The following is a 25,909-nucleotide window of genomic DNA, read 5'->3' on the forward strand; positions in this document are numbered from 1 at the left end:
TTTTTTCATCTTACTTGGTTCAGTTAGGTCTTGCTAAGGTTAATAGCGTCTCCTGTTGTTAGGGAGGCAGCACCTCTCTTCTTCAAGCTTTTTAATCATTCCGCTTAAAGTGGCTTGTGTAATAAAACAAGCTTCAGAAGCTTTTAAAAAATGACGATGTTTGTCTAATGAAACGATGTATTCTAATTGTTGTATATTCAAAATATTAGATTTAAACTATATTGTTTTAAATTTTGTTAGTTTTAGTATATATACAAATATACATTTGTCTTTTAAAAAGACGACACTTTTAGAATATAATAATGAGCTCACATACTTCCTAATTAATGCCACTTTACTATAATAAATATAAATCTGCATCATTTTTTTGTGTTGGGTAATAAATGATTTAATAAACTAATTTTCTACATCTGAATATTGAAAATAAAGTTTAATCAATTTTGCTAAGTTATCTATTTCTAACTTTTCAAAAATTCTATATTTATAAGTGCTTATCGTATTTGATTTTATCTTTAGAATTTTCATCATTTCTAAATTCCCATATCCATTTACTAACAAACGAGTTACTTCAAGTTCTCTATTGGATAAAAGGTCTAACGGATTAACTGGCTTTTTTAAAATACAAGAATCTAAAATTTTATTTTTTAAACTAAGAGTGATAAACTTCCCTGAAAAAAGTATTGCATCTATGGCGTGTTTTATTTCTTCTTCACAGCTTTCTTTACTTAGAAATCCTGATGCCCCCGCATTTAAATATCGTATTGCATACGAATCCTCATCACAGATTGAAAATATTAAAATTTTTATACTAGGCTGAATTGATTTTATTTCTTTTAGAATATTCAGACTACTCCCTTCTGGAAAATCTACATCTATAATTAATAAATCAATCTTAGTTTCTGTAAGGGTTTCAATTATATCATTAAAGCATTTTGTTTGATAAACTGCAGCGTTTTTAAATGATTCTTTTATAATTAAAGAAAGTCCATACCGAACTACACAATGACGATCAGCAATTAAAAAGGAATAATTATGTGGTTGTTTCATTTTAAGCTTACTATTTTTACTTTTAGTATCAAAAACATGCTATTTATAGTAAATAACGACTCTATCTGTATTCTGATTTCTAAGATTTGACTTAGTCCTAAAAAAGATAAGACTATCAGAAATCTAATTTAAAAAGAAGGGAATCAGCTGTAGTAACAATCAAAATAGTTACTAAAAAATGCTTATCCCTTCTCGTATATTTATATCATTATTTACTAAAAATACTGTTCAAATAACGATATTTTCATTAGTTACTCCATTGAAATAATCACAAACTCACTTCGTCTGTTAGCCTGATGTTCTTCCTCTGTACATTTTACACCATCAGAACAATGGTTCACCAATTGTGTTTCGCCATATCCTTTTCCTGTTAGCCTATTCGAAGAAACTCCATTTTTCACTAACCATTCGATTGTAGATTTGGCTCTTCTGTTTGATAATGCCATATTATATTTAAATGTTGCCCGACTATCCGTATGAGAACGAACATCAATTTTCATCTTTGGATATTGTTGCATTACTACAAGTATTTTCTCTAATTCAAAGGCTGCTTCTTTACGAATAAATGATTTGTCTAAATCAAAATAGATAATCGGTATATCTAAGGTTTTTGCTAAATCTGTACCTACTTCTATAGGTTTAATTCGTTGCTCTAATTGTAATGACAGCTTAGTTTTTCCTGTAACATTATTTATCAAAACTCTTTCTTCCTTAGTTTCGTAATCTTTTTTCTCTGCTCGTACCGAATATGTTTTTCCACACACTACTTCGAATTTATAACTTCCATTATAGTTGGTTGTTGTGGTAGTTATTAACTCCATTTTCTCATTGTATAAACTTACTTTTGAGTCTGCAAGGACAGCACCAGTTTCACGATCCGTTATAATCCCGGATAATAATTGTTCACAAGTTAGTTTGCGTATTTCTAAAAAACGATAAATATCATCATATCCTTTGCCTCCACTTCGATTGGAAGAGAAAAATCCATTTCGGTTTTTACTATCTATCAGAAGAGCAAAATCATCCAGAGAACTATTTATTGGAGCACCTACATTTTGTACTTCACCAAAACTGTTGTCATTTTCTATCTTAGAAACAAATACATCCAAACCTCCAAGTCCAGGATGTCCATCACTTGCAAAATAAAGCTCATTATCTCCAGATATAAATGGGAAACTTTCTTCTCCTTCCGTATTAATGGTCTTTCCTAAATTCATTGGAACACCAAAACTGCCATCACTATTAATTTTTACACTAAACAAATCTGATTGGCCTAATGTCCCTGGCATATCTGAGGCAAAATATAATGTTTTCTCATCTAAACTTAATGCTGGATGTGCAACGCTATAGTTATTACTATTAAAAGGCAATTCAGTTACATTACCCCACTGATTATCTGTTAGCGTTGCTTTGTACAATTTCAATAGCGTTATACTCTTGCTGTCTTTTCCTTTTTTATTACCTAAATAATTATTTCGGGTAAAATACATCGTTTGGCCATCATTAGTAAATATTGGTGTTGACTCATGAAATTTTGAATTGATTTTTTTGCTAAAGCGCTCAAGGTTTTCCCATTTCTCCATCAACTTTTATCTCAGAAGTATATAGATCAGTAAACGATTGATTGGTCCAGCTAAACACTTTTTTAGAAACTCCTCCAGTATCTCTTGTTGAAGCAAAAACTAATTTATTGTCTGCAAAACTCCGTAATCAGAAGATACCGAATTAATACTAACATCAGCTATATCAAAACGACCTGAATTGGCTTTAATTATTTCCAGATAATTTTTATTATTATCATATAATTTAGCTCTTAGATCATTGCCTGATTTCCTATTGAATTCCTCTAACATCATGTTAGCTTTAGTATAACTACCTACAGCCTTGAGTGTTTGAGAATAACGATAATAATATTCAGGCTCCTGGTTTTGGTTCATTGCAAAAAGTTCACCATACCATTTTTCAGCTTGAGGCAATTGAGCATTAAAATAATAAGCATTACCAAGCTTTTGAAAACATTTTTTCGTCTTTATACCCTTTCTCTGCTACACGCTCATAAGTAGCGATAGCATCAACATAGGCATATCTTTCATATTTCTTGTCGGCCGCAACTATTCCTGCTTTTTGTCCATAGCTATGTAATGCCAGAACACTAAAAATAGTGCTATAAAATAGAGTTTTTATTTTCATAATAGTAATAGTTTAGAAGAATCTTGGAGATATCATTTTATCATATTTATTGAACAATTCATATCGCAAGAAGATTTCATGTGATCCTGAATTGTAATTACCTAATCGGGTGGTGTCTAGATCATACCCATACCCGATAAACCAAGAATTAGTTACTTGAAATCCAACCATGGCACTTAATGCAGCACTCCATCTATAGGCAATACCTGCAGTAAATTTTTCGTTGATTAAAAAATTTCCAGATACATCTACTTGCAAAGGTGCTCCTTGCACATATTTAGTTAATAAGGCTGGTTTGAACTTCACATTATAACTTAAATCAAATACATGACCTGCGATTAAGTATTAAATTTATGTTCTCCTTAGCTACATGGCTATTAGATCCAGAACCTGCGTAGCGGTCAAAGTGTTTGGTCTCTAACAATTGTGGAGCCGATAAACCAATGTATGTATTGTCAGAATGCAAATACACACCCGCTCCTATATTAGGAGAAAACTTGTTATCGATATTGGTTTCAAAAACATAGTCATTCTTATCGTATTGATTTAACTTGGTGAAATCAATATTCAATAAATTAGCTGTACCTTTTAATCCAAAAGATAACTTATAGCGATCTGATGTGTGAATTGTATACGAAATATCTACAGCAATATTATTCTCATCTGAAGGACCAATTCTATCATTGACAACAGAAACTCCTATTCCTAAATTACTCCCATTAATTGGAGTATTAATCGACGCTGCATTAGTTACTGGTGCGCCATCAAGTCCTACCCACTGTGTACGATGCAAACCAAAAATGCTCATTGTTTCTCGAGATCCTGCGTAGGCAGGATTAACGTTTATAGTGTTGTACATATATTGCGTAAACTGAGCATCTTGTTGTCCATAACTTGCGATTGTTGCCAGTAGCAAAACAAATCTTAATATAGTTTTTTTCATCTGTTTTTTTATTTAAATCCCTGAGAAGAAAAGATCTCCATCTCTCAGGGATTAATTTAAATTTATCTGTTTAAATACAAGTATCCAGCTTTCGAATGTCCGTTTGAGTCGTTGTCTTTATATTTTAGGATGTAGTAGTATGTTCCCGCAGGCAATTCTGCGCTTTGATTAACTGTTACACGTCCTTCAGATATTCCCTTAAACGCTCTGTCTGAACTATTATAATGATCAAGGTCATACACTAAAACTCCCCATCTATTATAAATTTCTACAGTATTATCAGGGAAACATTCTAATCCATCAATTCTAAATACATCATTTTCCCCGTCCCCATTTGGTGAAACAGCATTAAAGACTTCTATAATACAAGATGGATCTATAACAATTGAAACTGTAGCTGTATCACAATTTGTTGGATTTGCTTTTTCACAGATGTTGTAACTAATACTATAATTGCCAGCTGACGTGTTTGGTGCTACTGTAATTGTACCATCTGTGTTTAATGTAAATCCAGCCGGAACAGATATTCCAGTTAAGTTTACTTCAGCTACTATGACAGGGAATCCGTTCAGAGTATCATTTTCTAACACATTGGGTGTTGTACCTCCATCTTTTTCATTAATTGATACTGCAGTGTAATCATCATCATTTGCATGGATTACTGCTGAAGCCACAACCACAGTAGCTGTTGTTGTATCACAATTTAATGGATTCAACTTCTCACAAATACTGTAAGTAACCACATAATTTCCTGTTGGTGTGTTAGGAGCTACTGTTATTGTTCCGTCTGCATTTAAAGTTAATCCTGCCGGAACATTTACACCTGTTAGGTTTACCTCAACAGGTATAACCGCTGATCCGTTGAAAATATCATTTATTAATACACTTGTAGTTTTACCGCCATTTTTTCCATTGATTGGTGTTGATGAATAATCATCATCTATTGCACAAATTACAGATTCTATTACAGTATTAGCTGATGAAGCCGAGATACATCCTGAAACTTTGTTAGTAATCGTTGCTGTATAAGTTCCTGCTGATGCGGTTACTAAACCTGTTAATGAAATACTTATTACAGCTGGTGTAAACGTATAATCATAAGTAGCAGCATCATAAGCCTCAATTTGGAAAGTTCCATTTGGTAAAGCACAAGTTGTTGGCTGAGTTACTGTACCTAATACCGGAGCAGCTGGTGCAGTTGGTGCAGCGTTTACTGTTACACTTGCAGATGAAGCTGAGATACATCCTGAAACTTTATTAGTAATTGTTGCAGTATAAGTTCCTGCTGATGCAGTTACCAGTCCTGTTAATGAAGTACTGATTACAGCTGGTGTAAATGTATAATCATAAGTTACAGCATCATAAGCCTGAATTTGGAAAGTACCATTTGGCAAAGCACAAGTTGTTGGCTGAGTTACTGTACCTAATACCGGAGCAGCTGGTGCAGTTGGTGCAGCATTTACTGTTACACTTGCAGATGAAGCCGAGATACATCCTGAAACTTTATCAGTAATTGTTGCAGTATAAGTTCCTGCTGATGCGGTTACCAGTCCTGTTAATGAAGTACTAATTACAGCTGGTGTAAACGTATAATCATAAGTTACAGCATCATAAGCCTGAATTTGGAAAGTTCCATTTGGTAAAGCACAAGTTGTTGGCTGAGTTACTGTACCTAATACCGGAGCAGCTGGTGCAGTTGGTGCAGCGTTTACTGTTACACTTGCAGAAGAAGCTGAGATACATCCTGAAACTTTATCAGTAATTGTTGCAGTATAAGTTCCTGCTGATGCGGTTACCAGTCCTGTTAATGAAGTACTGATTACAGCTGGTGTAAACATATAATCATAAGTAGTAGCATCATAAGCCTGAATTTGGAAAGTTCCATTTGGTAAAGCACAAGTTGTTGGCTGAGTTACTGTACCTAATACCGGAGCAGCTGGTGCAGTTGGTGCAGCGTTTACTGTTACACTTGCAGATGAAGCCGAGATACATCCTGAAACTTTATCAGTAATTGTTGCAGTATAAGTTCCTGCTGATGCGGTTACCAGTCCTGTTAATGAAGTACTAATTACAGCTGGTGTAAACGTATAATCATAAGTAGTAGCATCATAAGCCTGAATTTGGAAAGTACCATTTGGCAAAGCACAAGTTGTTGGCTGAGTTACTGTACCTAATACTGGTGCAGCTGGTGCAGTTGGTGCAGCGTTTACTGTTACACTTGCAGATGAAGCTGAGATACATCCTGAAACTTTATCAGTAATTGTTGCAGTATAAGTTCCTGCTGATGCGGTTACCAGTCCTGTTAATGAAGTACTGATTACAGCTGGTGTAAACGTATAATCATAAGTAGTAGCATCATAAGCCTGAATTTGGAAAGTTCCATTTGGTAAAGCACAAGTTGTTGGCTGAGTTACTGTACCTAATACCGGAGCAGCTGGCGTTACTGGTTGTACGTTAACAGTATAACTTGTTGCTACAGATACACAGGCTCCAGCAGAAGCTGTAACATCGTAAATACCTGGAGTTACTCCTGTAAAGATACCAGTAGTACTGTTAATAGCTGGACTTACAGGATTTGTTCCGGTAAGTGTATAAGTAATGTCTGGAGCTGCTACAGGGGCTGTAACCGTAATAGTACCAGTACCAGTAGCCGAAGCGCATGTAGGTTGAGTTACATCGGCTGTTGGTGCAGCTGGAGCAGCTGTATTAACAACTGTATAAGTTGACACAGAAGTCCCTGAACATAACCCATTCACAGTATATGTAAATGTAAATGATCCTGTTGCAGATACTGATGGTGACCATAGATGACCATTTAAGTTACCGCTTGATGGGGTAGTTGTTTCTACCCACGTTCCATAAGGATCAGCAGTTGCAGGAAGCAATGTATTTAAATCTAAGTTGGTAACCGATCTACAAACAGCTGTTGAACTATCTGCCCCAGAATTTGGGTTATCTAAATTTGATGTTATTTTATAATCCAAAACAACATCTACACAAGATCCAGGAGGAGACGAAGTAAGTCTTACATGATAAATACCAGTATCAGTAGCTGTATTAAATGTTGGAAAAGACAACGTTGAAGTAGTACTCAATACAGTTGGATCATTGTCTTTTGTCCAACTAAAATTAAGATATGGAACTCCATCTACAGAAAGTTTTCCTGTTGTAGAACCATTACATATATTTACAGCTGTTAATTTGGGTAATCCAAGTTTTTCAATATCAAGTAAAGAGTTAACCACATTACCACAGTCATCTGTAATCGTAAAATTATAGATACCACCAGTTAAACCAGTAAAAAGACTACTGCTACCATTATTTACTACAAATGGGTTACCATTTTTAGTAGTAATCGCATACGTATAAGGTTCAACACCGTCATAACCAGTTATAGAAGCGTTATAATGTACCCCATCTGCACATTTAAACGAATATAAATCTTTCGCTTTCAACCCCATTGTAGTATAATCAAAAGTTGAGAGAACATCATAACATTTTCTTCCATAACCATAATTAGCAACACCTGGATACAGTTCAAGGGTTGTAAAAGTCTTTACTATTCTATAAGTCCCCGGTGCTGTCCAAGAACCTTGCTGCTGACTAATGATTGGGCATTTGATACACTTGGCGCATCACTAGAAAAACCTCCTGCTGTAGGATGTCCCCAATTATTACTTGAAGGGTCTTTTATTTGTAACCAATAACGTATATTCTGATTAGCTTGAACAAGATTATCTCCTGTTACACTCAAATTAACATCAAAACTACCACACTTTTGAACTTTAGATGCAACTACAGTTCCTTGGTCATAACCAATAACAGTCACATCAGTACTAATGATATGTCCGCAATTATCAGTCGTTTCAACTTTATATATTCCTCCCGCAACATCATCAAAGACAACATTGTATCCGTCTGCAGTAATACGAGATGTAACGTCAACAGGATAAGAACCTGAGAAACCCGAAGGGCCTGCCAAAATTCTTGCACTTACAAAAGTATATGTTGAAGTATTTTGTGATATCGAAAATGTACCATTTCCAGCTCCACAACCTATTCCCGGAAATACCCATACACTCGGAGTTGGAGTAGATACAGTAACCTCTTTATCAATAAAAACACCGCAAGCATCCGTTACACGAATCATATAAACCCCATCTGGTATTGGATTTCCAACACCTCCTACAAGGTTAGAATTTGATGCAGGACCAATAGTATATCCCGGCGGTGCCGATAAAACCTCGTATTGCAAAGTACTTACCATATATTCAGTACCTAAAGAAATATAGGATCCCATACAATCTGCAGGTAAAATCTGAGGAAATACTTCTGCAGGATTATTAATATCTCGGGTAGTAGTAAAGACATTTCCGCAAGCATCTGTGATCTTTAGATCTAATACAAAAAATGTACTATAAAAAGGAATAGAAGTAGTTATGTCATCAGTACTACTGCCAAAACGATTAAGACCTGTAATTGTTTTAGAAGTTATTATATCAGCTCCTCCACCAGGTGGATGAACAATATAGTCAAACTGAAGCGGGTAAACCATTACGTTACTATCTGCTCCTGCTTTTATAAATTGTCGAAAATCGCCAAAACCACAAGCACTTCTTTCTGTATTATAACTACTAACACCATTAGTACCATCCGCAAATACGACATTAGGTGTAAATACAGTAAGCGTAACTGTTTGAGTTACAATCTCCCCACAATTATCTGTAACTGATACTACGTAAGAACCTCCGCTAAGACCTGTAAAAGAACCGCTCGATTGAGGACCTACATTCATAGGACCAGTAATTTTATACGCATTAGCAGCTGCAGGAGTACCTGCATTAATCGTGACATTAATTACGCCTAAATTGGGCAAGTCACATCTGTTTTGGTAACAGTAAAATTCAGCGGACTCACATTTGCACTTATATTACCATCCCAAGTTTGAGAATTACTCGTGTGTCCGACCATACTTTGGGTGGCAACGATACGATAAGCGCCTCCGCTTAGTCCTGTTTGAGAATTGCTTGTTGTTGTAACAAGTGCCGTGCTAAAATTTGGAGCTTTATATATAGCATAGGTAACAGTAGCACCGGGATCTGTTCCTGTAGTACTAAATGCTAATGCGCCATTGTTGCTGCAAGTCTCTGGCGTTGGTGTTACAATTAGAGTAAATGCAGGTAAGGTTGCTTGCGCTTGCATTGTAAAATTCACCAGTAGAAATAGCAATAAAGCCGATCTAAGGTGAGAAACCTTTGTCAAACAGGGCTTTTTAATTAAAGTAATTTTTTTCATGTTTCGCAGTTATTATATTTCTAAATTGATTAAAAAAGATTTTATAAAATGATTTCGCCTTAGGCTTATAGTGCCTAAAAAATAAAAATGGTTCATAATAAACATATTAAATCGATTAATAATTACAGATATAAGGAGCAACAACAATTATTAAACACTGAGATAAAATTTAGTCTGTAATGAGTTATTTCTTATTAAGTGGTGTACAAAATAACATATGCTTAAATTCATCATGAATTTTTTAGCAACAATTCAATACCTAAAATGACAATTATTCAGACTTTGTTTGTGTTAATAATTTTGCAATTCATTAATTAAAAAATAGAGTTTGAATTTTATGACCTGAAAATTTTATTTAACAAGAAAAAAACAAATACTACTTTTAATAGCTCGTGAGGTTAAGTAAGCAATTTGTAGTATAAATTAATTTGGGGATAACTATACTACAGCTAAATGTTAGGCAAATTTATTACAAAACCTAGATCAAATCCTAAAAATTAGGTACCACATAAGTACCCATGTTACTAAAAAACAGATACTTAAAGTTTTACAGATTCAAAAAAAAGATAAGAAATACAATAATCAAGTATTTTAATATTTGAAAAAAATAAATATTCTTACAATTAAAATTAACCATAATTAGATGCTTTTTTTTTTACATTATTTTTCCCAATAATTTTAAAAATAAAATAGTAATTATCATAATTACACATATAATTAACACTAATTTAAGAAAAATAAAACCACAAAACACTCCTCTAAATAATAAAAATGTTAAAATAAAATGAATTAAATAAAAAAATATTTGCTTTTTTTATTTAATTCATTCACCCATATAAGACTATGACAGCCAGTAAATTAAAGAAAAACTAAAAAAAACATCTATTTAATTTTTCAACTTAAAAACAGCTGACAAATAAACAATACCCATTACTTTATTGTAGTTTTTTTCTTTAAAAAAAAAACCAACAGTACTAAACAAACACATTTTCTATGTCTATTATTAAGATCTGTTTTAAAAGCCGTACTGCAGTTTCATTTTCTTGAAGAATGGCATGATCAAGAGCTGTTTTATTAAATCGGTCACGAATCGTTTTATCTACACACCTATCAAATAAAATTTTTATTATTGAATCTGCACCAAAGGTTGCCGAAAAAATTAGTGTTGTTATTCCATTATAGTTACAATTCCTGTAACTAATCTTTCTTATTCAAGAATTAGTTGTGTTTCACATTACAAAAAAGAGCATTGCAATTTTCCTAAAATTAAATTTAAATTCCATATACTGGTTTTATTATTAGCCAGTGCAAATATTTTGAATTTATAGCTTTTCTCGTGCCAATATATTATCATAAACTCAGATTATATTATCTTGTTTTATGTATGTTTTATTTTTATTTTTCTAGATTTAAAATCATTTCAGATCCTTTTTTTTTAATGTATTCATTGTAAACCAAATGATAAGTATCAGCTTCAAAAACAAAAAGCTATTATATCTTTTCGTATTCATGAACCAGTTTTACGTTTTTATATCCGAAATTATTATTACTTCGTCTTTGGTAAGGAAATCCCCATCCCAAAGTTCAGTTTGTTCGTTTACTTTTTTTTACAAATAAAATAGCTCGATTCTCTTCTTTATATGTATCTGGATAACGAACCAAAATAGTTTCGTCCTGATCGACTCCTATTAAATAGAATAAATCGTTGTTCTGTGTAAACCACATCACATTATTTTTATTATTAGGCATACATAATTAGAGAGTATTTAAATTTTGAAGAAAAACAATTAACATTATTTTTCTATTTTAAAAGTTGCACTGCAATTTCATTTTCTTGAAGAATTGCATGATCAAGAGCTGTTTTATTAAATCGGTCACGTATTGTTATATCCGCTCCCCTATCAAATAAAATTTTTATTATTGAATGAGCACCAAAGGTTGCCGCAAAAATTAGTGCAGTTGCTCCATTATAATTTCTTTGATTGATAGCTGCATTATGATTCAATAATAATTCAACCATTTTATCCAATCGTTTAAAGCACACTCCCATAAGTGCCGTATTTCCCATTTTATCCTGAATGTTAGGATCTCCTCCTTTTTTTAATAATAATTCTGCCATTTCGTAATTATCATTATAGCAAGCTATTATTAATGCTGTACTACCTCTTTCATCCACACTATTAATGTTTTTATTTTCAACCAATAGCTTATTCAATAGTTCAATATCATTGGTACGTGCGGCTGAAAAAATATCTTCTTGAGCAGAAATTGTAAAAAATGGAAATAGTATTAAAAATAAAATAGACATGTTGTGTTTTATCTTCATTTTCTTGATGTATAATTAGTGTAGCCGAAGAAGCATCTGTATCGTTATGACTTAAATAATAGAAAAGGAGCTCATTTTAATTAAAAATTGAATTCCTTCTTCTAGAATTGTATTGCTTCTTAAAGCATACTTGAACTGTTATCTTATAAACATTTTTTCTACATCTTCTCTCGACAAAACTAGCTCTTTTGCTAAACGTTTACCATAATCACTATCAGCCATGTAAAAATAACCAACCATTTTTTTAACGACATCTTTATTGGCTACTCCTTTTAAGTCACCTGAGAGATTACTTATTAGGTTTTTCTTTTCTGCTTCATTTAGAGAACGATAAAACTCCCCTGCTTGTTTAAAATCATTGGGCTTATTAATTTTTTGTTGAGTGGTAATGGCATTAGAGAAGTTTGATTTTGAATATTTATAATTTTCATTATCTGTAAATCCATTTTTAGAAGCACTCGGTTCGTAGTTAATATCTCCATTTCCTTTCCTTGTAGAAAAAGCACCATCTTGATTATTAGTAACTACCGCTGCTTTAGAAGCATTTATAGGCAACTGTTGAAAATTTGTTCCGATTCTGTATCGCTGTGTGTCAAAATATGAAAATAAACGCCCTTGTAACAGCTTGTCTTCAGAAGCCTCTATTCCAGGCACTAATGTTCCTGGTGAGAATGCAGACTGTTCTACCTCTTGAAAGAAATTATCTGGAACTCTGTTTAAAGTCATTTTTCCAACCAACTGTAAAGGAACTATATTCTCAGGCCATACTTTAGTAGGATCTAGTGGGTTGATATCCAGTTTATCAAAATCACTAGTTTTTAACAATTGTACATAAAGTTCCCATGATGGATATTTCCCCATCTTTATGTTTTCATACAAATCTACGGTAGCGTGCTGAAAATCTTTCCCTTGTATTTCTGTAGCTTCAGCAGCTGTTAGATTTTTTACACCTTGCAATGATTTCCAAGTATATTTTACATAAGTTACTTCACCTGCATTATTAATCCACTTAAAAGCATGCACCCCAGAGCCGTCCATTTGTCTGTAATTAGCAGGTATTCCGTAATCAGAGTAAACACGTGTAAGCATATGTGTTCCTTCAGGAATGTTGCTAAAAAAGTCAAAAACTCTATTTGCATCCTGTTTATTAGTTACAGGAGAAGGTTTGAAAGCATGTACCATGTCTGGGAATTTAATCGCATCACGAATAAAAAATACAGGCAGATTATTTCCTACTAAATCATAATTCCCCTGATCTGTATAAAATTTAGTTGCAAACCCTCTTGGATCTCTCAAAGTTTCTGGAGAACCTACACCGTGTACAACAGTAGAAAAACGTACAAAAACTGATGTCTTTTTCCCTTTTTCAAATAAAGATGCCCTTGTATAGCCTGAGAAATCTCCTGAAGCTATAAATTCGCCATAAGCTCCAATACCTCTGGCATGAACTACTCTTTCTGGTATGCGTTCTCTATCAAAAGAAGCTAGTTTTTCGATTAAATGAATATCCTCTAATAAAACGGGGCCATTCTGACCGATTGTTTTTGAATTTTGATTATCACCAACAGGAGTACCCGTATTAGTCGTAATCGGCTTTTGTTGTGCCATTATTGATATTGATGACATAACCAAAGCATACAGAATTGATCTTTTTTTCATATAGCATTTTGTTTTAGAGGACAAATGTATATGGACACATTTATAAATTCAAACTGATAAAAACAATGTTGACATAGGTAAAACCTAACACGTTGAATGTATATTGATTATAAGATATAACATCGTTTATTCCATTACTTATTTTTTACTTTAAAATCAGTAAGTATGAGACATCTAATTTTTATATTGGTGAATTATATTCAATACAAGACTTAAAATAAAACTAGTATCTCCTCATTATAAGTTTACTTTATTTTTTTTAAGCTAGTTGTTTTTTTCATTCAGATTATCTAATCTTTTTACTTAATCCCTAACTTTTGCGTTTGATCCCTGATCCAACTTTTGCACCTGATCCTATTTTTATAAATATTGAAAAGTGTTTTAAAGCAAAAAACCTGTAAATCTCTCAATTTACAGGTTTTTAAATGTTTGAGATTTTGAAAAGATTGATGAAGTTCCCTTTTTCACTTCTTTTCCTCTTTTGTGGGGAGAGCAGGATTCGAACCTGCGAAGTTCACACAGCAGATTTACAGTCTGCCCTCGTTGGCCGCTTGAGTATCTCCCCAAATTTGATTGCCTGGATTTACAATCCATAGACTCACGTAAGTCATAAAAAAACTCCATTAATTTCTAATGGAGTTTTTTTTGTGGGCGATGAGGGGTTCGAACCTATTGAACGAAACCCGCACTAATACCGTCTTTTTATTTTTAGAAAATAGCTGTGCCATGAATCTGCCACAATTATCATTTTTTCTACAATATCTTAAAAAAAAGCTTCTGCAAGAAACTTCTTGAGTTTTAAAGAACGTTATAATCCTTTTTTATTAAGCAAAAATACAACTTATTTTTAATAAACTACATTCAACAACAAAAGCTTTAGGTTAAAGTAATCTATATCTATCATTTATTCAAATAATCTAAGTGGTTCTTTATCAACATTAGTTTCTAATTTACTTTTATAATTATTCATGAAAATTCTCAATTCATCAATAGTATTGATTTGCGTATAGTCTTCAGAAATTATTTCTGTCCAAACTTCTTCAATTTTTTCTTTAATTGTAAAATATCCAGTTGCTCCAAAAATTATTACAAATAGACGCTCCCCAATATGTTTTGTAAATTTTATATTTTCTTCTTTGAAAAACATACTATTCCCGCACTGTTTACCCTCAGAGTTTAATTTAAATTCAACCAAGGCAAGAGTTATTAATTCATTTCTAGAACAATCTATCATTACTTTGTCATACCAAGCACCTGGGCGCACTATATATATATGTTCTTGAAGCCATTTTATTTTATTTGCACCAGTTTTTTGCATCCAAGAACAAAAATCAGCATAAAAGTAAAGATTGGTATGTGCTTTTCTTACCTTAAAAAGGGAATTAGCATTCCAACCAGTAGCCGAAGATTCAATTAATAAAGCTGCTGTAATATGCTCTTTTATTTTATCAATTGATTTAAAAGAACAGATTTCTTTAATGTAGTGTTTGTTTTTATAATCAGTATCACGACGTAAAATTAATCTCCAATTATTTTCAGAATCACTATAGATAAAATTTTCAATTTGATTCCAAGTCGAAAATTTACTTATCAAGTATCTAAACAAATCGTGTTGCTTACTAAAACTTTTGTTTGACCCAGAATAGTCAAATAACAGAAATGCATTTTCAATTCTTTTTTTAAATAAATCTATATCAGGATTATCATTAATTAAAAAACCAATGTTTCCAAGGAATAAAGGATGCGATTCACCTTTAAGAATATATTCTTCCCAGTTAGGGTTTATTATTAATGAAGCTTTAATCTTTTCTTCTTCAAGTTGCGTTTTGAAAAAATCTTTTCTATTATTTATAATATCTTGAAATTCTTGAGTAGCAAAGTAGGCATAGATATTTTCACTTCCGATTGACAACTCTTTAATTAATTTCATTGTATTGATCATCGGGCTAATACTTCTGATATCAGGATCAATAGCTAAATTCCATACAACCCTTATCCAATTAGCAAAGTACGTTGGTTCAAAGGTGTTTTTTTCAAGGTATAAACATATTCCGCAAAATAATATTCTTTGTTGTTGATTAATTCTTTCGTCTGTAAGTGACCAATTTGGTCCTTTATTCCAAATAGGCTTAATGATTTCTGCTATTTCTTCATAATTCTGAGCTAATGTATCTAATGTTTTTTCTAAATTTTCAATAACTTTATCTTGCTTAAAGACCTCCTCATATAACTCAAAGGAATTATATTTTGGATTACCCGCCTCATTATAAAAGAATCTAAATGTTATCGAAAGTTCAATTTCTAAATTTGTTTTTGTGCTTCCTAAAATATGTGTATTAATAATATAACGAGATATGAAATTCATAAAGAATGGATCAATAACCATCTTCAGCTTATTTCTGTTCTCTTTTTCCTTAATTGTTTCTTTTACTTTTAAAAGTTGATTCCAGAATATATTCGTCCAGGTATTATCAATTTTAGAGAGTAAAACAAGGTAATAAGGAATTGAAAGATTATTATAAGTAATTTCTTTTTGAAAGTTCTCTTTCATTTTATTTGAATCACTAATCATCCAATTATTTAAATCTGCTTTGAGATTTTCAAAATCGGTTAATTGCTTTCCACGAGCATTCATTTTTATATATAACTCATCTGTTAGTTCAAAGCCATCTAGAGGAAGTATATAGAAGCAAAGTTTATTAAGATTATTAAACAATGGTTTGTTGATTTCTTTATACTTTATTTTAATAGCATCAAGCATATTAAGCATAGCTATAACGGTTGGATCCTTTTCAAACCTTTTATGGAACCAATAAGATTTTTTTATTTCTTTTGATGGATCTTCGTTAAACGAAATTTCAGCTAGCTTTTCACAAAAAGCGGTTGCAGTTGTTCTTGTTGCATAAGTAAATCCTAATAATTTTTTTCTAAGATTTGTTAGCTCTTGATCTTTCAATTCCTTATTTCCAACAAACCAATATAAGAGGTAAAGTGTTGTTAATCTTTGTTGACCGTCTAAAGGAAGAAATACATTTTCATCATTATTATTCATTATTATAGAGCCGTAAACGAAGTCTAACTCAAGTTCTTTGTTATTTTCTAAAGCATCGAAGAGAGCTTCTAAAAAACGATTTCTAATGATATTTTCATTTTTTCGTCCTTGAGCATAATCACGTTGAATTATAGGGATTTTTATTCCGTCAAGTTTTACTTTTTTTATTGTTTCTCCCTCGCTTATCTCAATTACATCTGAAAGTAAGTTTATTAAATTATATTTGTTCATTTTGTCAAATTTTTTGTTGGTAGAAATTTTTGTAAAGTATTTTCTACTTCGGTTCTATAAGCTATAATATCTTCTGCTGTCCATTTACCTGTAGTGTTTCCGTCAAAATATTTTAGAAAAACATTTTTGGTACAGATTGGAATAAACACACCTTTTTTATCTTTTTCTATAATTATCCTTCTTTTGGTAACAAATAAAGCATTGCCATAACCCCTATTTGTTCCAGCGTCTAAAAGTGTTAGATTTCCTAAACTATTTTTAAGTTCATCAGTCAATTGTTCCTCATTTGAAATTGCTTGGACTTTTTTAAACAGCTGATCAAAATCTCCCTTTTGACTAGTTATGAAATTATTTATCTCTGCAAATAAGACTTTATCCTTATTAATCTCTGGAACATCTATCAGTGCATTTTTAAGCCAGATATTTTGATCATCATTTTTAGTTAAACTATTTTCTGTTGCAGAATCAATGTGTTCAATATCCCAAGCAGTATTTATATCATTATTTTTTTTATTTGCTTTAAATGCCTTGAAAGGGAATTTATAAATTAGATTTTGTTGGTTAGTTTTTTTAACAATGTATTCTAAATTAAATAATAATAGTGCTTTACGCAGTAAATACTTATCACTAACATAGCATAGATTTAGTGCAAATGTTTTTTCATTATTATCATCAATTTTCTCTATCCAGCTAATTCCTTTGAGATGTTTATTTTTTATTCGCTGAACTAAAGCATCAGTTACATCTTCTTTAGTTTCAATTTCAGGAACTGTAAGAAGATTGAATATGTCTAAAACACTTTCTCCACAATAAACCAAAAAACCTATATAATGATACCAAATTGGATTTTCATACCATTCAACAAAAGTTTCAAAATATTTTTTTTATGGTATCCCAATTGTACTTTATAGTCTCATAATCTATTTCCTCACCAAACAGTAAATTGAAATATCTAAAAGTAACAAACTTATCATTACCTAGTAATTTTGCAATATCCTCATCATTTTTTACGGCAATTTTGCACATCATGTCAAAAATGAATTCAATATGAGAAGAGGCTTCATTATTCGATTTATTGAGAAACCACCAAAAATCTTCATCTTGTAGAAAATTTTCAATTTGATCCCATTCATGAGCTATTTGTAATTGTTTTAATTTTGCGCCATCTCCAACTCCAAAATTTCTCTCTGCAGAAATAATGCCTTAATAAGTTCTGAATTAGTAAGTGATATTTTTCCTAAATTAATTCTGATAAAAGTTTCTATTTGATTTGCCTTTTCATCTACCAATTGATACCAAATTACTTGAACAACACCTTCTTCTTTCTGGTTAGTTTTGTTGTAAACCAATAATTTTGTAATTGAATCACATAAATCATCAAACATCAAACCATCACTCTCAACTTTTTGATTAAACCATTTTGCTATAAAGTTGTATGCTTCACTAATGTGATAAAAATCTATATTAGAATGATCCTCCTTTTCAGGATTATCTAGAAATTCATAGAATTCAGGTCTGGTTTGATATTCTATTGTAAATAAGTCTTTGTTATACCGTTGCTTTAAACTACGACCAGTTAAAAACTCATTTAAAAGATATTTAAAAAAGTATTCTAATTGTTGTTAGTCGTTGTTGACCATCTACAACATCCCATCCAACTATTGTTTCTTCCTTATCATTGCTGGTTCTAATCCAAGAATGTTTTTTTACTATAATAGGTTGTAAGCAATAAAACTCTTTTTCAGATTTGTTTTTCTTTTTAGCAAATGAATAGATATCATTTAACAGATCAAAAATTTGTTGTTCAGTCCATCTATATCCTCTCTGATACGCTGATATATAAAAGCTTTCCTCTAATAATTCGCTTATTGATTTTAAGCATATTTCGTTATTCATTTTGATACTTTTTACTTATTTTTTTTGTAAACTCTAACTGTAAACTCTTTGATAATTAAGGAATTATAAATTTTATGGAATCGCTGAAGTATTCTTTTAAAGTCTTTAAAATTTGACGTTAATTTGCGTTTTCAATTATTTGATTAAACTCGATTATGGTTACCCGTCCTTCAAATTCTTTATAAATTTCACCAACTGTAACTAAATATTCTTTTTTATTCTCAATTATAAATTTTTCCAGCTTTTTAAAACCTGATGGATTTTTATTCAATACGTTTCTCCACGTTGCTTTTCCACTCATAAACTTTATGAATGCTACTTTGTCTTCAACAACAAAATATTTAATGCGAGGATCATTTGCCGCTAAAAGACTAACATAATTACCCAAATAACCTCGACGTCTTATACCATTTGCACTTTTTTCATTCCATTTACCAAATTTGAATTCAGCGATTCTCAAATTGGTTTCCATATCAAAACGTTCTTTATGATTTCCAGCACCAAGTGACAAATATTCTACTTTCTCATCTTCATTTAGCCAAACTTCTTTTGCTATCATGATACCCGATGCATGAACTATTTCATCAATTTGTGATGAAGCTTCTTTGATTATTTTGGCTGCCAAATAAATGGTTTTGAAATTAGAAATAGAAATTGTCGTTTCTAATTTTTGTAAATCATTAAGGGTTTCTTTGACACTTTCGTTTTTAAAAATTTTAACGAGGATGGCTTCATTAAGGTTCATAATCAGTTTTTAATTATCTTACTTCCGTACATTTTTGTTTTTTTTCTATAATTTTTTTTCTTGCTCTTCTTCAATAAAATCTTGCTCTTTCTTTTTTGAAATCACTTGTTTTAGATACATTTCTACTATTTATTCTAATACGCTCTTTTTTTAGTATGACAGTCTTCTTATAATTATTAATAAAGAAAACTACCAATAATATAAAAGAGATTAAAGTGAAAATGTATATTATCTTTTCACAATTGAGTCTTTTAATTTTTTTCATTCTGAAGGATAATTTGGAAAAATGAAAAAGTTAATAAAATAGTTTCTTTCATCTTTTTGCTAAAGTCGAAAATTGAAAGGTTGCGAACCACACACCATTTCAAAACACTAAAAATTTGGGCAGTATTACAAAAAATGATGAAACCATAAAAATATAATTTAATGAAATTTAAAACATCTTCTCAATTCTGATTTTCGCACTTATTAGTTATAAAAATCAAATATAGCTATTTAAATATTAATTTTTTACTTTATAACTTTACAAAAAAACTAATAAAATGACTAAAACTATAAAACTCCGCGTGAAAAAGGAAATAGACAGAAATAGTCAGTTTAAAGTATTAAAATTAAAAGGCAGTTTGATTACTAAAGGATTTACCGAAATTATTCACATTGAGGATGAAAATGAAAATTTTTATCTTAACTCTTTTTTCCACTTCTCCTGAAAACAAAAAAGAAGCAGACGATTTTATTTTAGATTACATATCGGTAAATAATTTAAGTGAGATTATTACTTTGATTAGCACTATAAATAATAACTTTTGATGGCAAAACTTTAAATCAAAAAAATGGATTGTTAATAATTTCTACGATACTAATCTAAAACTGGGGTAAAAAAACTAATTAAACAAATTAAAACAATTAAAAAAGTTGCGTAGATAGTAAACATAGTGCGTTTATAGCTACGATTAATTTCAGCTAATTTTAAATTTAATTTGGCTTGTTCCTGGTCGATTATATCTTGATATCTATCATTCATATTTCAAATATATTAAACTTTCCAAAAATATTATTACGGATTTCCGTAACACACGTTTTATTTATAATAAATTGATTGTATTGTAATTCCTCCATTTTCCCAGTCATTTAAGAAGTTAAGTCTGAATTCCTTGGATGGAAATAAAAAGATTATTCTCGTGCGACCCACTTCCAGTAAAATCTTCTCATGCTTTTAGTGTTGTAAGTTCGACAGGTGAACCAAATTGTAATGGCGTTCCAGCACATCATCCGGTTGCATTGAACACTCCGTTCTTCCAGTAGTTTCTTAGTTTTCTATCTACAGATTTTTAATAATTCACAGGATATTCCCCTTAAAAGTTATAAATTTAAATTTCCTTTTCGCCATTCACTCAATGTAGTTTCTGCAGTAAGTGAATGTATTCCTGATGTTTTTTCAATACTTTCCAATACTTTTATGGCGTCTTTTTCATTATACGACAATAAGTAACTAGCGGACCATAAGCGAACACCAATTGATTCATGCAACAAAAAATTTTCTAATTTGTTGATTGCATTTTCATCTTTTAAAAAATTTGCAGCTAATACAATTTTAGCATAAAATTTATTTCCTGTTTTATAATCTCCTGTCTCTATTGCTTCCGATTGTTTAATGGAAACTTCTTCAAAAATTGATAGTGCCTTTTCTACGTTTTCTATTTTCATTACTGTTCTAATATTTTCACTAATACATTAAGAACCTTACCTAGTTTTTACTTACAAAAATAAATTTATGGTCTTTATGTTGGCGCCAGAAATGGGACAATACCCATCCGATATTCCTAGTGATAGCATAACGTGGATACACTATATCACGTTTTTACTATTCAAATAAATTCATTTTAAGTAAACTATCTATATAATCATTGCTTGTCTTACTTAACATATCAAAATAATAAAATGCGTGTCTTTTTAATCCTCCCCCAAATTTTTCTGAATTATATAATCTAATCATCCCATTTCCTATAAATTCTTTATCTGTTCCTCGATCAATGACCCATTCCATAGGCGAAACTGGATTAACTGTTTTTATAGCAAAGTAACCTCCAAAATTATACGCTGGTTGATGAAAGTAAGGATGTCCAAATATGCCCAAATTACTTTTTTCTTTTAATTTAAATTTTTCGTTAAGTTTAAATACAAATTAAATTAAAAGAGGGTGTCTCCCAATCACCATGCTTCATTTCTTTAATCGTTTTGCTATAATTAACCTCAAAACCTATGAAATAGTCTTTTTGAAAATGCTTGTATCTTATTTGAGTTTTTCCATTCTGTAATATCTTCTCGAAACTTTCGAATTTTGTTTCCAACAAATGATTATAATAATTTATCCAACCTTCTATATTGTAGAATGGATCATTTAAGCATACTTTATAAACATCTTCTTCTTTTACGATTTTATCCTCAAAACAATTAAAATTAGAAATTTCTTTATACAAATTGTTCTCTTCAAACGACCAGAATCTTTCTTTTGATGAATTCTCAATTTCAATTTCGGCCTCCGTTAATTTTTCCAGTATTTCAGGCTCTCCATTTGTACCGTCGGTTGGAGTGTAATTATAAGAGAGATTGTTATCATCATAAAAAATATCTAAATAATCTAATCGCTTTAATATATCGTCATTAATATTATTCATATTAACCGGACTTAGAAGAAATGAATATAACGCTCTCTGCAAATAAGTACTTTTGTATTTTTCGATTAGCTTTAAAGTGTCTTCTTTTAAAATATCTATATTGTAATTCATTTTTTTATATCATTCATTCTTTGGGGGAACTTCGGTATTTCTATTCCGATTTAACTATTTTTAAGTATAAATTAGCAACCTTTTTCATCGCAAATTATAAATTTATTGAGTTATATACTTAGTTATTGCCTGATAATCAGTTAACTGAATCTATATTTTTCGTTTAATATTCTAAACAACTATAAAGATTGACCTTAAAACAACATCTAATAAAATTAAATAATTAATAATAAGCATTTTACAAAATTGCTTAAGCGTATAACTCAATAAATTTATTTGCATTTTGTTTTCTCAAAAATAGTTTTTAATTGATCCATGACAGATCCGGATTTAAAATCTTCTTTCGAAATTGCATCAATAAGTTTTGGACAATCTGCAAAAGCTTCTCTTGACATTTTTCTGATGAGTGAATCTGTTCCTATCGCGAAACCATTTGATGCTGTGGTAGCGTAGCCAAATACTAATTCTTCACTATTTTTTTTACCAAAAAAATAAGCTGTATTAGCAAAAGTAACTACAGTACTTGTTGCTCCTGCATTTGGACGACTGCCACCTTCCGATGCAATACCACCTATTTTTACATTTTTATCATAAACAATATAAAACCACAGTTTTTTCTTAGATCTCGAAAATTTGCCTGTTAGTATGTTAGCTGTTGTGGCATATAATCGTTCTGCAATATATTTTTTGCTTTCGCCATCTGCATATTCTATTTTTTTGATGTTAGCGCTTTCAATTTTTTCTTTTTTAGCTTCTTCATCTGTTTTGAAATAGACTTTAGAATCATCACTTTCTACCATTTCAGCAATTCCTTTTTTTGTTGATCCGTCTTCCATGTATAAAACAGCTTTAATGAATTTAGCATGTCCGGTTGTTGCGAATAAAAGTATAGTTATAAGTAATATTGTTTTTTTCATAATTAATTATTTAAAGAATGATTTAGTTTTATAGAGGTATATCACCAACTTTAATTGTAAAATGCTTATCATCAGATTCTACTAAAGAAACATGAGTCTTGAAATTTCTTTTTGTGATGTTTATTATAGATTCCTGAAAATATTTTATATTAGTATTAATCCCATAATATTGAAGTAAGATATATCCTCTTCTATTTACTAAACTATCATTATAAAAATTTAAATATCTAGAATATTCTTTTATATAGTCTTCGGATTTTATTTTTTTACAAGTTCCTGATAGTGCAAAATTAAAAATGTATTTTCCATCCTTAAAACGCATTTGATAAGCACCACAATCTTCTGAAATATGATTTTCTGTTAATATATAAGGGTCAGGTTTTCCAATTTCTTCATCTTTATTTTTACATGATAGGAATAAAAAAAGAAATGAAATAACAACTACATGAATTCTTTGAAAAAAAACTTTCCGGAATGTTTCTTTTGTATGCAATATCATTTAAGACTTTTTTAAATATTAGTTAATCCGATACAAACTCGGATTTAATTAGATACTTCTTTATTTTGTTGATTAATAATCAGGGATATAATTGTTGTTTCTAAAATGTTAGCATTACATCCTGAAAAACCTTATTTTTTAAAGAGATAATTATACTGTAGACAATCTTTCCTTAAATATCTATCTTTATTTGACCCAAAGTTGGTATAACAATATTTATCACATTTAAAGTCAAACTTAGCAATACTAACTAATTCATTATTTTTATAAAAAAAGATTAATAAGGCTCAAAGTATTTCAAAAAGAGTAGTTTACAAGAATTGAAAACCTTATCGGTAACGATTTAGTAGTGGTGCTCTCTGCACTCGCTTTCTTTTGATTTCCTTGTAAATCAATAGCAAATATACAAAAAAATAGGACGGTAATATTTATTGCCGTCTAATTTTTTATATATCCTTTAAACAGGTTTCATACAAAATATTTGCAAATTTATTTCCACAGTTGCCCCCACCTACGGTTAAAAAAAATTCGCACAGTGTGGTTGAACTGTGGGTATTTTGTCACTTCATCTCATAATATTTGTGTGTTAATTAGGTATAAACTGAATTTGAAGTTTAAGTAATCATCACAAAAAATATTGGCTATGAAACATTCTTTACACACCATTATTTTAGAGATACATAATATGGAAGATAAGATTTCAGTACAAAGCGAAAGGCTAATTGACGAGGCTTATCAAATGACCTTGTATCTTCAAGACCTATTATTTTCGGTCAAGAAACAAATCATTGAACAGGACTTTGAAAATGATAATGAGGAAATACAATTCTTCAGAACCATTAAACCACAAATTCTTGGCAAACTCATTTACTATAATAAGGTTTACCGCATTGAAACGACCTGTCGCAGTTCAGCAATGGCAAAATGTATTTCAATTATTTTTCCAACCAATTAGCAAGTCTGAAAAGAGAATACATTGAGCATATCTGCAATTCCGATTTTTACAGGTACTACCGTTCGGGACGTACAGACCGTGACCACAGCTATTTTAAACGTGGAAATATAAACTACCACGATGGATTAAACAGTATCGTATTTGAGATTGACCCCGAATTTTCTACTTTCTACGATTACAAGACAGCAAGGATTATTGCTAACGAATTACTCTACACTTATCTACTGACAAAAATAAATCCCGAAGAAAGCCCCGATTTGATTGCACAAAAGCCGGAACGCTCCAAAAACATATTTTGGACGGAAACCAAAAATGCACTTACAGAATTAATCTATGCTTTACACGCCTCCGGTGCGATTTCATACAAAAATCAGCGTGCGAAAAATTAGTTTAATGTTCCAAATACTTTTTGGCATTACGCTAAACGATATACATCACACATTCCATAGAATGAAAACTAAAAGTGGCTCCCGAACCGCATTTTTAGATGAGCTTAAAGTTTCATTGGAGGAATATATGGATAAAGACCTTTAGTGTTTAATATTAATCATAATATTTAGGGCAGTACACTTTTCATGTACTGCCTTTTTGTTTATAGCTGTTGCCAACTACAAACCAATTGGCAAATGTTGGCTATTTACCTTGTTTCAAAACTACAAATCCTTTAAAACGCTCTTTAATAAAGGATTTCTCCCGATTTAAAAATTTTAAAAAACCCGCCAAACCAATTGGCAAGGGTTGGCGGACAAACACTGCCACCCTTAGCAATTTTGCATTGTGAACATTAAAAAGCAATGCAATGAAAATTATAACCATTGAAGAAGAAGCGTGGAAACAGCTTAACAGCCGTATCAACGCTATTGCGGATTATCTGAAAAGATTGGACGACACCAGCTACGATGATTTGTGGCTCAACAATCACGAGGTATGCCAATACCTGCACATCAGCGAAAAGACTTTGTGGCGTATGCGTACCAAAGGCGAAATAACCTACTCCAAAATCTACGGGCAATACTTCTATACGATTGGGGCAATCAAGGATATGCTTAACGCCAATGCTGTGCAAAGTAGTGACGAATATGTAGCGGAACTTATGGCAAAGGGCAAAAGCTATATCGAAAAAGGCAGAAATCTGAAATCAGGTAAATAACAGGGACGAACTCTTAAAAGTAAAAGCTATGAATATTGATAGAATGGAATTTTTGTCGTGGATGGAGCGAATAATGGACAGGCTGGATATGTTGAGTAACCATATTCTAACGATACTTACAAAAGAAACGTAACAGTATAGACGGCGAGGAACTGCTCGACAATCAGGATTTATTAGGTGCTGCCTCCCTAACAACAGGAGCATGTATTAACCTT

Annotated in this window: 23 protein-coding genes, 1 tRNA gene and 3 pseudogenes; 4 read left to right on the forward strand and 23 right to left on the reverse strand. The window is 31.2% G+C overall.

Annotated features, from left to right (window positions below):
* Positions 1-39 precede the first annotated feature (39 nt).
* The 18 genes and pseudogenes from AC1RYN_RS11840 to AC1RYN_RS11925 all read right to left on the reverse strand — a co-directional run bounded on the left by AC1RYN_RS11840 (position 40) and on the right by AC1RYN_RS11925 (position 19,384).
* The gene (locus tag AC1RYN_RS11840) at positions 40-201 is read right to left on the reverse strand and encodes a LysR family transcriptional regulator (protein WP_481807115.1); all 162 of its coding nucleotides are present in this window, start codon (positions 199-201) and stop codon (positions 40-42) included.
* Between the two features lie 195 nt (positions 202-396).
* A complete protein-coding gene (locus tag AC1RYN_RS11845; RefSeq protein ID WP_481807116.1) occupies positions 397-1,047 on the reverse strand; it encodes a response regulator in 651 nt (216 codons plus the stop codon).
* Positions 1,048-1,298: 251 nt separating this feature from the next.
* Positions 1,299-3,237, reverse strand: a pseudogene (locus AC1RYN_RS11850) (OmpA family protein).
* A gap of 12 nt (positions 3,238-3,249) precedes the next feature.
* Positions 3,250-4,180 (reverse strand): annotated as a pseudogene (locus AC1RYN_RS11855) (PorP/SprF family type IX secretion system membrane protein).
* Between the two features lie 62 nt (positions 4,181-4,242).
* Positions 4,243-7,641, reverse strand: a complete 3,399-nt coding sequence (locus AC1RYN_RS11860; RefSeq protein WP_481807117.1) for a T9SS type B sorting domain-containing protein — start codon at positions 7,639-7,641, stop codon at positions 4,243-4,245.
* 98 nt (positions 7,642-7,739) lie between these two features.
* Positions 7,740-9,056 carry a hypothetical protein gene (locus AC1RYN_RS11865; protein ID WP_481807118.1) on the reverse strand — a complete coding sequence of 439 codons (1,317 nt, stop codon included), beginning with the start codon at positions 9,054-9,056 and terminating at the stop codon, positions 7,740-7,742.
* Positions 9,044-9,442 carry a hypothetical protein gene (locus tag AC1RYN_RS11870; protein ID WP_481807119.1) on the reverse strand — a complete coding sequence of 133 codons (399 nt, stop codon included), beginning with the start codon at positions 9,440-9,442 and terminating at the stop codon, positions 9,044-9,046. The genes AC1RYN_RS11865 and AC1RYN_RS11870 overlap by 13 nt, the downstream gene beginning before the upstream one ends.
* Positions 9,443-10,449: 1,007 nt before the next feature.
* Positions 10,450-10,686 (reverse strand): ankyrin repeat domain-containing protein, encoded by a 237-nt coding sequence (locus tag AC1RYN_RS11875; protein WP_481807134.1) that lies wholly within the window; start codon positions 10,684-10,686, stop codon positions 10,450-10,452.
* Positions 10,687-11,059: 373 nt separating this feature from the next.
* A complete protein-coding gene (locus AC1RYN_RS11880; protein WP_481807120.1) occupies positions 11,060-11,224 on the reverse strand; it encodes an aminopeptidase P N-terminal domain-containing protein in 165 nt (54 codons plus the stop codon).
* A 52-nt stretch (positions 11,225-11,276) separates the two neighbouring features.
* The gene (locus tag AC1RYN_RS11885; protein ID WP_481807121.1) at positions 11,277-11,801 is read right to left on the reverse strand and encodes an ankyrin repeat domain-containing protein; all 525 of its coding nucleotides are present in this window, start codon (positions 11,799-11,801) and stop codon (positions 11,277-11,279) included.
* 138 nt (positions 11,802-11,939) lie between these two features.
* Positions 11,940-13,460 carry a catalase gene (locus AC1RYN_RS11890; RefSeq protein WP_481807122.1) on the reverse strand — a complete coding sequence of 507 codons (1,521 nt, stop codon included), beginning with the start codon at positions 13,458-13,460 and terminating at the stop codon, positions 11,940-11,942.
* 484 nt (positions 13,461-13,944) lie between these two features.
* Positions 13,945-14,025, reverse strand: a tRNA-Tyr gene (locus AC1RYN_RS11895).
* Positions 14,026-14,364: 339 nt separating this feature from the next.
* Positions 14,365-16,743 (reverse strand): DUF262 domain-containing protein, encoded by a 2,379-nt coding sequence (locus AC1RYN_RS11900; protein WP_395414125.1) that lies wholly within the window; start codon positions 16,741-16,743, stop codon positions 14,365-14,367.
* Complete coding sequence (locus AC1RYN_RS11905; RefSeq protein ID WP_481807123.1) at positions 16,740-17,561, reverse strand: GmrSD restriction endonuclease domain-containing protein; 822 nt, start codon at positions 17,559-17,561, stop codon at positions 16,740-16,742. Before AC1RYN_RS11905 ends, AC1RYN_RS11900 begins: the two co-directional genes overlap by 4 nt.
* 52 nt (positions 17,562-17,613) lie before the next feature.
* Entirely contained in the window at positions 17,614-17,772 is a 159-nt protein-coding gene (locus AC1RYN_RS11910; RefSeq protein WP_481807124.1) for a hypothetical protein, read from the reverse strand.
* 122 nt (positions 17,773-17,894) lie between these two features.
* Complete coding sequence (locus AC1RYN_RS11915) at positions 17,895-18,128, reverse strand: hypothetical protein (protein WP_481807125.1); 234 nt, start codon at positions 18,126-18,128, stop codon at positions 17,895-17,897.
* A gap of 214 nt (positions 18,129-18,342) precedes the next feature.
* Positions 18,343-18,639, reverse strand: a complete 297-nt coding sequence (locus AC1RYN_RS11920; protein WP_481807126.1) for a GmrSD restriction endonuclease domain-containing protein — start codon at positions 18,637-18,639, stop codon at positions 18,343-18,345.
* 118 nt (positions 18,640-18,757) lie between these two features.
* Entirely contained in the window at positions 18,758-19,384 is a 627-nt protein-coding gene (locus AC1RYN_RS11925) for a hypothetical protein (RefSeq protein WP_481807127.1), read from the reverse strand.
* A 1,158-nt stretch (positions 19,385-20,542) separates the two neighbouring features.
* On the opposite strand from AC1RYN_RS11925, the gene AC1RYN_RS11930 reads away from it, so the two are divergent.
* A complete protein-coding gene (locus tag AC1RYN_RS11930; RefSeq protein WP_481807128.1) occupies positions 20,543-20,689 on the forward strand; it encodes a hypothetical protein in 147 nt (48 codons plus the stop codon).
* A 57-nt stretch (positions 20,690-20,746) separates the two neighbouring features.
* Here AC1RYN_RS11930 and AC1RYN_RS11935 read toward each other — a convergent pair whose 3' ends face one another.
* The 5 genes from AC1RYN_RS11935 to AC1RYN_RS11955 form a co-directional block, all read right to left on the reverse strand.
* Positions 20,747-21,091: a DUF2019 domain-containing protein gene (locus AC1RYN_RS11935; protein WP_072959210.1), complete on the reverse strand. Its 345-nt coding sequence runs from the start codon at positions 21,089-21,091 to the stop codon at positions 20,747-20,749.
* 157 nt (positions 21,092-21,248) lie between these two features.
* A complete protein-coding gene (locus AC1RYN_RS11940; RefSeq protein WP_481807129.1) occupies positions 21,249-21,521 on the reverse strand; it encodes a hypothetical protein in 273 nt (90 codons plus the stop codon).
* A gap of 37 nt (positions 21,522-21,558) precedes the next feature.
* Positions 21,559-22,173 (reverse strand): hypothetical protein, encoded by a 615-nt coding sequence (locus tag AC1RYN_RS11945; RefSeq protein WP_481807130.1) that lies wholly within the window; start codon positions 22,171-22,173, stop codon positions 21,559-21,561.
* A 272-nt stretch (positions 22,174-22,445) separates the two neighbouring features.
* A complete protein-coding gene (locus tag AC1RYN_RS11950) occupies positions 22,446-23,090 on the reverse strand; it encodes a hypothetical protein (RefSeq protein ID WP_481807131.1) in 645 nt (214 codons plus the stop codon).
* A 28-nt stretch (positions 23,091-23,118) separates the two neighbouring features.
* On the reverse strand, positions 23,119-23,589 hold the full coding sequence (locus tag AC1RYN_RS11955; protein ID WP_481807132.1) for a hypothetical protein: 471 nt from the start codon (positions 23,587-23,589) through the stop codon (positions 23,119-23,121).
* A gap of 643 nt (positions 23,590-24,232) precedes the next feature.
* On the opposite strand from AC1RYN_RS11955, the gene AC1RYN_RS11960 reads away from it, so the two are divergent.
* The 3 genes and pseudogenes from AC1RYN_RS11960 to AC1RYN_RS11970 all read left to right on the forward strand — a co-directional run bounded on the left by AC1RYN_RS11960 (position 24,233) and on the right by AC1RYN_RS11970 (position 25,694).
* Positions 24,233-24,544 carry an RteC domain-containing protein gene (locus AC1RYN_RS11960; RefSeq protein WP_481807133.1) on the forward strand — a complete coding sequence of 104 codons (312 nt, stop codon included), beginning with the start codon at positions 24,233-24,235 and terminating at the stop codon, positions 24,542-24,544.
* A pseudogene (locus tag AC1RYN_RS11965) lies at positions 24,514-25,078 on the forward strand (RteC domain-containing protein). Before AC1RYN_RS11960 ends, AC1RYN_RS11965 begins: the two are co-directional and overlap by 31 nt.
* Before the next feature lie 265 nt (positions 25,079-25,343).
* On the forward strand, positions 25,344-25,694 hold the full coding sequence (locus tag AC1RYN_RS11970) for a helix-turn-helix domain-containing protein (protein ID WP_024564658.1): 351 nt from the start codon (positions 25,344-25,346) through the stop codon (positions 25,692-25,694).
* Positions 25,695-25,909 lie beyond the last annotated feature (215 nt).

The organism is Flavobacterium sp. TC780 (genome assembly GCF_056783245.1).